Source organism: Bacteroidia bacterium, assembly GCA_040880525.1.
GTDB lineage: Bacteria > Bacteroidota > Bacteroidia > CAILMK01 > JBBDIG01 > JBBDIG01.
Genome location: JBBDIG010000054.1, coordinates 1 through 12,132, shown reverse-complemented (window position 1 = coordinate 12,132; position 12,132 = coordinate 1). Strand labels below are relative to the sequence as shown.

The following is a 12,132-nucleotide window of genomic DNA, read 5'->3' as shown; positions in this document are numbered from 1 at the left end:
CTGCAAGTCCCTTCGAATCGTCCCGATCTTCTGTCCATTCCGATATTCATCTACCCTAATGGCCATAACCGTAACCTGAGCCTGCATGGGCCGGAACATCAGGTCCCCATTGAAGCTATCCAAATGGAAGCCCCGGCACAGCGGTGGTGTGAATGGCAGATTCTTATTGGGAAAACCATTAAAATATAATGGCTTATCATAGGAATAAGGAGAAAGCCAGTTAGTATAACCGCTTGCAGAAGTTTTAGGCTGAGTAAGCGTGTATACCAATGAATCACCATCATCATCCACCACACCTTGATTGTAGATGAAACATTGACCTGCACAAAGAATGGCGATAGGAGGGTTGGTAAATCGTGGTGAACTGTTGCATGGTGTATCACACTTATTCAATTCCGCATCTATAAAATATTGATTACCAGAGGCCCCTGTTGTAATATTAGTATTTCGACAACACTGATTCCAGCTAAGATTAAAATTACAGCAATTTGTATTGTTAAGCTTGATTAGTGCAGTAAGTGTGTATCTGTGTATTCCATAGGGAAAACTGCATCCGCTGCCTGAACAACGTGTACAACTGCTCTTACATACCGGGGTAATATCTACAGGAGATGACATGCTGGGGGATACGCTAGAGCTGTATGAGCAACCGATCCCGGAAATGCTGATTGTCCCCGGAGAGAGGGATATCCCGTTGCAATCCCTGTAAACATTCATCGTTACAAGAAAGCTGTCTTTACCAACGCACCGCCATGAAATATCCGAGCCCATTACGTGGGAGGCTTCGGATGTTGATGGCATCATCAGGAGAAACAGGAGGCAGGACAGGACGGAGAGTAGATTTTTTTTCATAAACATAGCTTAAAACGATTAGTAGGCATTTTGTAATGTACCACTGTAAGTTATCAAAACTAACAATTTTTATACTTTTATTGCAATATGCCGATTAAAAGAAATTATTTACGGTTTGTAGCACTTAACGTTTCTTTTTTATTTTGCGTTTCATTTTTCTGTCATATAATCCACTTTTTGATTTTCCCTTTCTGGATTCTTTAATCTCTTTGTCAGTCAAATTGGTTTTTGCAGGACAACCACTCTGCTGGCAGCCGCCAAAAAACAGCACCAGAGAAAATAACAGGAGAAAGGGTAAACGTTTTGCCATCATACAATTCATAGTCGAAAAATTTATACCACTATAGTGGTCCACCACGCCATCTGAGTTAAACAGCCTGACAATTTATGCACTTTTCAGAAGATAACAATTTAAAAGTAAGGGAATTCCAGCAAAAAGGATTTATTACTGTTTCCGGTCTGTTTCCTTCCGAAGAGGCTGATCTTCTTCTGTCTCTTATCCGATCTACCAGGGAATCGCTGCCCAGAAGCAGCCTGAACAGGTCTTTGCTACGCTTCTATAGTAATGTTTACAAACAGAATGAAAGCATTCAACAGATAGTCTCCTCCCAAAAGGTGCTTGATATCCTAACGCCTATAGCCGGGCCTGACCTTTGGATCCGGTGGGACCAGGCTGTAATGAAGGAGCCGGGTGGAGAAGAATTTCCCTGGCATCAGGATAATGGATATAACCGGCTGAGGGTGGAACATTATCAGCTTTGGATTGCCTTGTCAGATATGAAGGAAGAAGATGGTGGACTATGGCTGTTGCCAGGCAGCCATCTGCGGGGGATCAAAAAGCACAAAAATGTTGCTCACCATCAAATAACCACGGTAAACGATGCAGGAGCGGTGAAAGTAGAGGCCAATAAAGGAGATGCCGTGCTTTTTTCAAGCTTGTTGCTGCATAAAACTTCACAAAATGTAACTACCCGGAACAGATGGGCTTATGTGGTAGAATATATGTCGCAACAAGATTTCGATCCATTTGTGAAGCCCCCTTATTTTTTAGTTTCAGAAAACGGCCTTTCCCACCCACAGTGGGTGGAAACATATCCCGGTAGCCGGAACAGCGCAAACATAATGAAGTACCTGGATTTGCTTTTACAAGAAAAATACAAAGCCACAGCGAATAGGCTGAAGTCAGGAATTCGTAAAATATTCAGGGGATAGAGGCTGGCGCTGAAAGCACAATCAGGTAGCGAAAAGCCCAATGCCACTCCAGATCATAATGGGTGAAGCCCGCCTTTCTGAGGATGCTTTCCAATTCGTTTTTCTTAAAAGCGCGAAGCACAGAAACAGGTCCATCATGCTTTACCATTGTAGACTTCGAAAAGAATTTGGTGAGCACTAAAATGGAATAATAGGCCAGCCAGTGCCGGTGGAGATCATTGATCACAATTCCTGTAAGGGCTTGCCTGCGTAAGCCTGTCAGAAGATTTACAAGCTGAAGATCAGCAATATGGTGAACGAATAACGTCATCAGAACAATATTAAATCGCAGCGCCTTAAACTCCTCAGAAAAAACATCCATCTGCCGATATTCAATTTCAGGATAGGCTTCAGAAGCCTCCCGTGCAAACCTGAGCACTGATTCATTCGCATCTATTCCTATTAATTGCACGTTCAGTCCGTTTCTACGCGACCAATCAGCCGTCAGCCGAAGCGCATCTCCCCCGCCACACCCCAGGTCTACGATCCTTATTTTTTGGCCGGTATCAACTTTTTTCAGATCTGGAAGAAGACTGTTCAATCCTTTAAGAAGGGCTGAATATCCGCCCAGATACTTATTGATGAGTTGAAGTTCCTGCAGCGTGCGGTCCATTAACGTTCCGCCCTGGCTGAAATCATCCATAATCTCAATTTCCTGGCTCCGGGCTTTGAACATCAGTTCCTTACTTTAAGCAACATAGATTCTAATGTAAGACCCGGTCCGAAAGCAAAGCTTAGTACCGACTTTTCGTTGTCGCCTTTTTCTAAGTGCAACATGAGTTCCTTCAGCACAAAAAGCACAGTGGGGGAAGACATATTTCCGAATTGCTCCAGCACACTGTAAGCGTATCGGTTGTCATAAGACGTGATGTCAAGTTCCTCCTCAATTACCTCCAATATCTTTCTACCTCCGGGGTGAATAGCGAAGAGATCCACCATTTCAAGCTTGAGGTCAGAACGCTCCAGAAGCCTGTGCGTCAGGGATCGGATACCGCCTTTGATCATTTCAGGTACATAAGCTGAAAGGGTCATTTCAAAACCAAAATCGCTGATATGCCAGGCCATGTCTTTACTGCCGTTGCTGATAACTTCACAGTTAAACTGCTCTATGGAAAGGCTGGGCAAGGTATCAGGCGAAGTAGAAATAAGGACGGCTGCTGCGCCATCACTGAAAAGTGCGTTGGAAACGACATGGTTCCGACCGCTGATCCGCTGAAAGTGAAGGCTGCACAATTCTACACATACCATCAGTACCGTGGCATTTTCTTCAGCCCGGCAAATGGCATCGGCTATTTTCAATGCGTTAATGGCGGCATAGCATCCCATATAGTTGATTGCTGTGCGATGCACAGAAGAATTCAGTCCGAGTCTTTCTAAAAGCTCGATGTCCAATCCCGGAGCATACATTCCCGTGCAACTTACGGTGAGTAGATGGGTGACAGAACCGGCTTCAAAACCCTCCACCTGCCGGATGCAATCCTCCACTGCAGCCACAGAGAGGGCAAGTGCTTCCTTTTCGTAAACTGCCATTCTTTCAGCTACGGTAGGCTCCGGAGTATGATTATGCCGGGGAAATAAAACGAATTTTTCTCCCGCACCATTAAAATCGGGTAAAATAGAATAACGGTGCGAAATTCCTGTTGCTTCATAAAGATGGTGCAACCGGCTGGCTTCACCGGAATTCATGGCCAGTGCCTCCACCATATACTCAGCTATTTTCTTTTGCGGAATTTTGTGGCCGGGGTTTGCCGTACCAATGGAATTAATAAAGACTTTCCTCATTCTGCTTATGTTTCTGCATCAAAATAATAACGTGGTTAAAAAGTTTTAAAATGCTGAAAAGGTCAACACTGCTGCATCTCAGGATTCCATTCTCCTATTTCCTGATGCCGATTTTTTTCTTTGCTTTGGCCGTTTCAAGCCAGATAAACTGGCTGCAAACCATCCTGGCATTCTTCATCCTGCATTTTCTCGTTTACCCAGCTAGTAATGGCTATAACAGTTATTTCGATAAAGATGAAGAAAGCATCGGTGGGCTGAAAAATCCGCCCAAAGTTAGCCCCGAACTTTATTATGTTGCCCTGCTCATGGATGCTCTTGCCCTTTTGCTGGCGCTCATCATCAGCCCGGCTTTTGCGGTGATGGTATTTATTTATGGCATTGTCTCTAAAGCCTATAGCCATCCGGCAGTCCGGCTCAAGAAATATCCTATCACCTCATGGCTTACTGCCGGCTTTTTCCAGGGAATGTTCACTTTCCTGATGGTGTACCTGGCAGTCAATAATGTGCCGGTCCGGTCATTAGCCGACCAGGAAATATTGTTGCCGGCCTTCGTCAGCACACTCATGTTGCTGGGCTTTTATCCGCTCACGCAGGTGTATCAGCATCGTGAAGATGCCAAAAGAGGCGATCTTACTATCAGCCGTCTGCTCGGAATTCGCGGAACCTTCTACTTTTCAGCATCCATGTTCCTCCTGGCTGATGCAGGTTTTTTCTTCTATTTTTATCATTTGAATCAAACATTCTATTTTTTGCTGTTGCAGATTTTCTTTCTTCCCATTGTGCTTTTCTTCTCGTTCTGGTTTTATAAGATTCTCAGGAACGAGAAGGAAGCCAGCTATGAATGGACGATGCGGATGAACCTGGCCGGCTCCACCTGCCTAATGGGATTCTTTATAACTCTCCTGTTTCTGAATTGAGGCCACGTATTCTGCCGTGGTTAATTCTACTTAACTATTATATAGAGTAGAATTACTAATTTGCTGCGATAGCCATTCTCTTATATTTGCCGCCCGGTGTACACGCTACTTGGATCCCTCAGAAACCATTGCTCTTCTTCCATCACTTAGTACACGTTTGCTGATAAATGCTATTCAACTCGGTTGAGTTTCTTCTTTTTTTCCCGGTAGTAGTAGTGATCTATTTCTTGTTGAATCACAGGTACAGATGGATCATGTTGCTTCTTGCCAGCTACTATTTCTACATGAGTTGGCGGCCGGAATACATCATTCTTATCATTGTTTCTACGCTGATAGATTATTTTGCGGCATTACAAATGGGAAGAGCCATTACCCCGCAGCGAAAGAAAATTTTCCTGCTCCTCAGCCTCTTTACCAATCTGGGACTTCTTTTTACATTTAAATATTTTAACTTTTTCAATGATTCTGTAAGAGCGGCTTTCAACACGTTTAATATTTTCTATGACGTGCCTGCATTTCAAATGCTGTTGCCGGTGGGTATCTCCTTTTACACCTTTCAGACGATGAGTTACTCCATTGACGTTTACCGCGGCATTAAGGAGCCCGAAAGGCATTTGGGTGTTTTCGCGCTCTACGTCTCATTCTTCCCGCAGTTGGTGGCAGGCCCAATTGAACGGTCTACCACATTTCTTCCGCAGCTCTTTGAAAAGCATGAATTCAATGCGGCAAGAGCTGTTTCCGGACTAAAACAGATGTTATGGGGATTTTTTAAAAAACTGGTGGTGGCCGACCGTCTGGCCACCTATGTGGATGCCGTGTATAATAATCCCCAAGAGCATTCCGGCCTTTCAATGATCCTGGCCACTGTTTTCTTTGCCTTCCAGATCTATTGCGACTTTTCGGGATATTCTGACATTGCCATAGGCGGAGCCCGCATTCTGGGTTTTGACCTCATGGAAAACTTCAAAAGACCCTACTTCGCCAAATCCACCAAAGACTTCTGGGCACGATGGCACATTTCTCTTTCCACCTGGTTTCGGGACTATGTCTACATTCCCCTAGGCGGCAACCGCGTGGTGAAATGGCGCTGGTATTATAATTTGTTCATAACTTTTCTGATAAGCGGCCTGTGGCACGGAGCTAACTGGACTTTTATCTTTTGGGGAGCATTACATGGCGTCTATCTAGTACTGGCTATCTGGTTCACTCAGCCTGTATCCCGCATCTCCGGTCTTCTTGGCCTCAAATCTGAATCGGGCCTTAACACCATAATCCATGTAGTCTGGACATTTACCCTGGCAAGTTTCGCCTGGATCTTTTTCAGGGCCAATCAAATCAGCGATGCATTTTTGATCATTGAAAAAATATTCACATTTCAAGGGCCGGTTTTTCTGTCCAACCTCTCTTCAGTAGCCTATGGTATATTTGGAATCCTGCTGCTGCTGCTCGTTGAATTTCAGCATGAATATGGTTTTTTCAATATCAAACTATTCAATAATACTAACGTAGTGGTGAGATATAGCAGCTATGCCGCTGTTGTGTTGCTCATTCTTCTCATTGGTGTATTTGATGGTTCGCAATTCATTTATTTCCAGTTCTAAATATTTTGAGCGAAAATGAATAAAACGGAACGGAATAACTGGAAGCGCTTTTTGTTAAAGCTTATTTCCTTTGTGTTGATTCTTGTGGTGCTGGATTTTGCCTTCGGAGCAATACTGGAATATTTCTACTGGAATCATAATGGTGACCGGTATGCCCGCCATCTGCAATATACAGTTAAGGAGGCGGATGAGGACCTGATTATTATGGGGAGTTCACATGCGATGCGCAGCATCAACCCTGCAATACTGGAACAAAAAACCGGAATCAAAAGCTATAATGCCGCCCAGGCAGCTCAGAGCATATTATTCCATAATGCCTTGCTGCCTGTTTTATTAGAGCGCCACAAACCTTCCATTATAGTTCTGGAACTGGCCGCATGGGAATTGGATTACATGCCGATTCATTACGACCGGCTTAGCTTCCTTTTACCATACTATAAGGATTATTCCGAGGTTCGGCAAACCGTTGATCTCAGGAGCAGATTTGAGAACCTGAAAATGCTGTCAAGGATTTACCCTTACAATAGCAGCATTTTGACTATTCTGCAAAATGTATTAACAGGAAGAGAAAACCCACCACTAGGCAACGGCTTTGATACTCATCCCACTGTAATGAAAATTGATCCGAATGAAAAAATCGCCATTTCTGACAGCGCCATAGCAGCCGGGATGAACCAACAGCTCAGACAAGATAGCCTGAAGCTGGCTGCTTTAATAGATTTCTGCCAAACAGCTAATAAGCAGGGAACCGAGCTAATTGTGGTGATGACACCAAAATTGAAGACGCTGGGAATAAACAGTATCTCTCTGAAAAATATTAGTAAGATTTTAAACGCTCAGAATATTCCCCTTTTGAACTATTCCCGCGATCCTGAGTTTTTGCAGCACCCTGAATGGTTCTATGACAGGAGCCATCTCAATACTGAGGGAGCTGAACATTTTTCCCACAAACTCGCAGACACACTCAAGGCCCTGATTAATAAAAACAGTGACTACACTATTTCTCAAAAAATGAATGAAACTCCTGATCCCGGTTGACTTTAGCAAAGAGTCGCACCATGCCATAAGTTATGCGAAAAGTCTGGCAATGCTTTTCAGGGCGGAGATTTTCCTCCTCCATATTTATTATGATCCCTTCGTTCATCAGGATATGCCCAGCGCCCGTTTAGAAGGAACGGAACGCGTTACTGAAGAGGTGCTGCACCAGGTAGACTCTGAGGCCAAAAGGAACCTGAACGAGTTGCACACTGCACTGCAACATGAACTGCCGGTAATTAGGGTAAAATCTTTAGCGCTACGTGGATTTGCCGAAAATGAAATAGTGCGTTTCGCCAGAGAATATTTGCCTGACATGATAGTGATGGGCGCAAAGGGTGGCGCTCCGTTGGCAAAAACGCTGGGTGGAAGTGTAACGATGAAGGTGATCGCAGAGGCTGTGGCACCTGTTCTGGTAGTACCGGCAGCAGCGGATATTTCATCGCTCAGACAAGTGGTATATGCCACCAACTTTCAACCGGAAGATGAGAAAGCCGTTGCGGACTTGCGAAGGCTTTTTCCTGAATCTGTAGCTCCTGTTTCGCAACTGCATATTGATGACGGAACCTATGCAGCCGCAGGAAATAATGACGCAGAAGTGATATCTGCAAATGACATTGAGGAGGCCCTGGTTTCGTACGCTGAAAAGCACCCGGGCACGTTGCTTTCAATGGCCACCCACCAACGTGGCATTTTTCAAAAGATATTCAATCCCGGAATTACTAAAAAGCTTGTCTCACAGTCGCAAGTGCCCTTATTAATCTTTGGAGAAAAGAAAAATTAGCGAATTCTCCATACGCTTGCACTTCCTGGAATAAGCCCTGCCTGATAAAATTCAAAAACAGAGGAGAAAAGTTTCAAAGTTGCATTACTTTTGAAGTTCGTTAGTAAAACTAACTACGCCTCTTTGAAAACTCTCTTTTGTTACACAATGATGTGTTTGGGGGTATTGCTGGCCGGCAGCCTTCAGGTGCCGGAATTAGCATTTGCCCGGATGGTCCTGGAGCCGGTGCCACAGGAGGTTGAATTGTCAGCCCCAGATCAGCAGGCAGCCTCCCACAATTCCGCTGAAATCGAAAATGAAACCTCTCTCGATGATGAGGCCCCGGGCAAATCCCCAGGGGTATTTTATCAGAACAGCTATTCCCAACCCGTTGGTGAAACGGAGGTAATTCTCCCAGTTCTGTCAGCCTGTATCCTTCATCCCCCTCCCAAAGTTTAGTGTTTCCTCCCATTTGATTTTCTGTCCCCAGGCTTAGACCTGTGGACCGGCACATCCACATTTTTCAACTTTAAAAAAGGAAATATTAAATCAATACAAAAAATGAAAGAACTTTTCAAAAACATTAAATATGACCTTCCCGCCAGCATTGTGGTATTTTTTGTTGCTGTCCCCTTATGCCTCGGGATCGCTCTGGCCTCCGGGGCTCCGCTTTTTGCAGGAATCATAGCCGGCATCGTAGGCGGCATTGTGGTGGGCTCAGCAAGCGGTTCCTCGCTTGGTGTAAGCGGACCGGCTGCAGGACTGGCAGTGATCGTTCTCACCGCCATTGGCGACCTCGGGGGATGGGAGATATTTCTGTTAGCTGTAGTGCTCTCAGGAATTATTCAGTTAGTAATGGGTTATGCCCGCCTCGGTGTTATTGCTCATTATTTTCCCACCTCAGTAATTAAAGGCATGCTAACGGGCATTGGCCTAATCATAATTCTAAAACAAATACCGCACGCCCTGGGATACAATGCTGACTTTGAGGGCAACCTATTCTTTGATCATCCTGCTCCCGCTTCGGAGAATACCTTCTCCGGAATCGTACATGCGCTTAATTTCATTACCCCGGGTGCCATACTTATTACCCTTATTTGTTTAGGGATCCTCATACTCTGGGACACTGTTTTAATGAAAAAGAATAAAATTTTCATGCTCATCCAGGGACCTCTGGTAGCGGTATTTGCCGGTATTTTATTAAATATTTTCTTCCAGGCCGGATGGCTTCCTTTAAGCCTCGCAAAAGAGCAACTGGTGGCGTTGCCAGTGGCGCGCTCAGTACCGGATTTTATAGCTCAATTCAGCGTCCCGGATTTTTCGCACATACTGAATCCACGCGTTTGGCTTACCGCAGTGATCCTGGCCGTAATTGCCAGCTTGGAAACCCTGCTATGCGTAGAAGCAACCGATAAACTGGATCCGTTTAAACGCGTAACGCCCACCAACCGGGAATTGAAAGCACAGGGCTTGGGGAATACCATTTCCGGTCTCATCGGAGGGCTGCCTGTAACGCAGGTTATCGTAAGAAGCAGTGCCAATATAGCCTTTGGCGCCAGAAGCAAACTCTCAGCAATCCTCCATGGGGTGCTATTGCTCCTCTGTGTAATTATGATCCCTGAAATTCTGAATATGATTCCCCTGGCTACGCTGGCGGCCATCCTATTCATCGTAGGATACAAGCTGGCAAAACCATCTCTTTTCAAAAACATGTATCAGCTTGGATGGTCTCAGTTTGTTCCTTTTATGGCAACTGTGCTGGGCATTTTATTTACCGATCTGCTCACAGGAATTGCCATTGGAATGGCCGTAGCCATCTTTTACCTGCTGCGGGCTAACTATAAGAATCCTTATTTTTTCCACAAGGAGCAGTATACAGAGGGAGAACTTATTAAGCTCCGGCTTTCAGAGGAAGTATCATTTCTCAATAAAGCGAGCATAATGCAAACCCTTAATCATATTCCCAATGGAGCAAAAGTGCTGATTGACGCTACTCACTCAAAACATATTGACCATGATGTAACCGAGGTGATCAACGATTTCTTTCTGAATGCAAAAGCCAAAGACATCACTGTCGAAATACAGGGAGAAATATTAATTGCCTGCTTTCCTCATCTCAGCAAAGGCGAGGAAACCGTGGCGGAAGTAAAAGGAATAAGTGAACTACAAAAACAATATACAAAATGAGAACACTCACGAAAGAAGCACAGGCAGCGATAACCCCACATAAGGCCATAGAGCTGCTGAAAAAAGGAAATGAAAGGTTTATAAACAACCTGAAATTCAACCGCGATATGCTACAGCAGGTAGTAGAAACGGCTGACGGTCAACATCCTTTTGCCTGCATACTGACTTGCATAGATTCCCGCACCTCATCCGAGCTGATCTTTGACCAGGGCTTTGGAGATATATTTACTTGCCGCGTGGCGGGAAATATCGTAAACGAAGATATTCTGGGAAGTATGGAGTTTGCCTGCAAAGTAGCGGGCGCCAAAGCTATTGTGGTAATTGGTCACACTCAATGCGGGGCCATAAAAGGGGCTTGCGATCAGGTGAAAATGGGCCATCTCTCCACGCTTCTCAAAAAAATTCAGCCGGCTATTGAGGCAGAAACAGAAACCCAGGCGAACCGTAATTCGGGCAACAGTCAATTCGTGGAAAATGTGGCGGAATTGAATGTAAAGTTGGCCATAAAAGAAATTCTGGATCGTAGCGAGGTGCTGGCAGAAATGGCGAAGAAAGGTGAAATCCTCGTGGTGGGGGCCATGTACGATATTCAAACCGGGGAAGTGCATTTTTATGAAGAAGGATAGCATAAATTGGTGTTTAAAATTTAAACGCTTTAACCGGGGTGTTTTTAGGTTTCGGATTTTGTTTTAATTAAGCATCGCTCACCTATTAGCAGCAGTGTGAAAATAAAAATATGCACTGCTGCTATTTAATACCGCTTTTATAAAACATTAATGAACCTGATGGCCAGATCATTAAAATTTGATATTAAAATTGATGACAAGGTTTTTATAAAAGATCCTGAGTCATCTGTGGTGGGAAAGAATATCCTCTGTCATGGTATTTTGCTGATCAACGAAATTGGTTTTGAGGCTTTCACATTTAAAAAGCTCGCAACCCGCATTGGGATTACGGAACCTTCCGTTTACCGGTATTTCGAGAATAAGCACAAATTCCTGCTCTATTTACTTGCCTGGTACTGGACCTGGATGGAGTACAAAATAATTCTTGCGACCCAAAACATACCTTCAGCCGGGGAGCGCCTGATAATTTCCATAAAACTGCTTACAGCACCAATCGTAAACGACCCCGAGTTTGAGCATATTGATGAAAAGGCGCTCTACCAAATTGTGATCTCTGAATCATCAAAAGTATACCTGACTAAAAATGTGGATGAGGAAAATAAGGAGGGCTTATTCATTCGCTACAAACGGCTGTGCCGTCATGTAGCAGATATCATCCGGGAGGTTAACCCTGATTATCGCTTTCCAGCTGCCCTTATTTCCACGGTGATCGAAAGTTCCCACGACCAGAAATTTTTTGCGGGTCATTTACCTTCCTTAACGGAAGTTACGAGCAACAACCTCAAAGACGCCACCGAATTTCTTACCGATCTGGTTTTCAAAACCATAAAACCAAATGATTGAAATGAACGGCCAGTTTCGGGCTGTCAGCCTTTTTTTGTTCATTCTTTCATTCTCAGCACCTTCATTTGCACAGCAGGAGGAGAAGTTGGGCGATTGGCTCATGTATTTTGGAAGCACCCGTTTGCATGAGAACTGGAGTCTGCACCATGAAATACAATTCCGGAATGCAGCCTTAGTGATCAACACGGAGCAATGGCTTCTGCGCGGAGGTGTTATTTATCATTCCCCATATGAAGAAACTCCATTAATTTCTCAAGCTAACGGGATACACATTT

Annotated in this window: 13 protein-coding genes; 10 read left to right on the top strand and 3 right to left on the bottom strand. The window is 44.4% G+C overall.

Annotation, left to right across the window (positions count from 1 at the left end; all coding sequences use genetic code 11):
* Window positions 1-852 (bottom strand): hypothetical protein (locus tag WD077_15010; protein MEX0968540.1); only part of this gene is annotated, 852 nt, incomplete at its 3' end.
* 387 nt (window positions 853-1,239) lie between these two features.
* Between WD077_15010 and WD077_15005 the strand changes: the two genes are divergently transcribed.
* The gene (locus WD077_15005; protein ID MEX0968539.1) at window positions 1,240-2,064 is read left to right on the top strand and encodes a phytanoyl-CoA dioxygenase family protein; all 825 of its coding nucleotides are present in this window, start codon (window positions 1,240-1,242) and stop codon (window positions 2,062-2,064) included.
* Here the strand turns inward: WD077_15005 and WD077_15000 are convergent.
* Entirely contained in the window at window positions 2,054-2,779 is a 726-nt protein-coding gene (locus WD077_15000) for a methyltransferase domain-containing protein (GenBank protein ID MEX0968538.1), read from the bottom strand. The genes WD077_15005 and WD077_15000 overlap by 11 nt on opposite strands.
* Window positions 2,779-3,885 carry a type III polyketide synthase gene (locus WD077_14995; protein MEX0968537.1) on the bottom strand — a complete coding sequence of 369 codons (1,107 nt, stop codon included), beginning with the start codon at window positions 3,883-3,885 and terminating at the stop codon, window positions 2,779-2,781. Before WD077_14995 ends, WD077_15000 begins: the two co-directional genes overlap by 1 nt.
* Before the next feature lie 50 nt (window positions 3,886-3,935).
* Between WD077_14995 and WD077_14990 the strand changes: the two genes are divergently transcribed.
* The 9 genes from WD077_14990 to WD077_14950 form a co-directional block, all read left to right on the top strand.
* Complete coding sequence (locus WD077_14990) at window positions 3,936-4,802, top strand: UbiA family prenyltransferase (GenBank protein ID MEX0968536.1); 867 nt, start codon at window positions 3,936-3,938, stop codon at window positions 4,800-4,802.
* A 167-nt stretch (window positions 4,803-4,969) separates the two neighbouring features.
* Window positions 4,970-6,403, top strand: a complete 1,434-nt coding sequence (locus WD077_14985; protein ID MEX0968535.1) for an MBOAT family O-acyltransferase — start codon at window positions 4,970-4,972, stop codon at window positions 6,401-6,403.
* A 15-nt stretch (window positions 6,404-6,418) separates the two neighbouring features.
* Window positions 6,419-7,441, top strand: a complete 1,023-nt coding sequence (locus WD077_14980; protein MEX0968534.1) for a hypothetical protein — start codon at window positions 6,419-6,421, stop codon at window positions 7,439-7,441.
* The gene (locus WD077_14975) at window positions 7,419-8,222 is read left to right on the top strand and encodes a universal stress protein (GenBank protein ID MEX0968533.1); all 804 of its coding nucleotides are present in this window, start codon (window positions 7,419-7,421) and stop codon (window positions 8,220-8,222) included. Before WD077_14980 ends, WD077_14975 begins: the two co-directional genes overlap by 23 nt.
* Before the next feature lie 123 nt (window positions 8,223-8,345).
* Window positions 8,346-8,660 (top strand): hypothetical protein, encoded by a 315-nt coding sequence (locus WD077_14970; protein ID MEX0968532.1) that lies wholly within the window; start codon window positions 8,346-8,348, stop codon window positions 8,658-8,660.
* Between the two features lie 102 nt (window positions 8,661-8,762).
* Complete coding sequence (locus WD077_14965) at window positions 8,763-10,388, top strand: solute carrier family 23 protein (GenBank protein ID MEX0968531.1); 1,626 nt, start codon at window positions 8,763-8,765, stop codon at window positions 10,386-10,388.
* Window positions 10,385-11,014: a carbonic anhydrase family protein gene (locus WD077_14960; protein ID MEX0968530.1), complete on the top strand. Its 630-nt coding sequence runs from the start codon at window positions 10,385-10,387 to the stop codon at window positions 11,012-11,014. The genes WD077_14965 and WD077_14960 overlap by 4 nt, the downstream gene beginning before the upstream one ends.
* Before the next feature lie 159 nt (window positions 11,015-11,173).
* Window positions 11,174-11,857, top strand: a complete 684-nt coding sequence (locus WD077_14955) for a TetR/AcrR family transcriptional regulator (protein ID MEX0968529.1) — start codon at window positions 11,174-11,176, stop codon at window positions 11,855-11,857.
* Window positions 11,850-12,132 (top strand): DUF2490 domain-containing protein (locus WD077_14950; protein ID MEX0968528.1); only part of this gene is annotated, 283 nt, incomplete at its 3' end. The genes WD077_14955 and WD077_14950, both read left to right, overlap by 8 nt.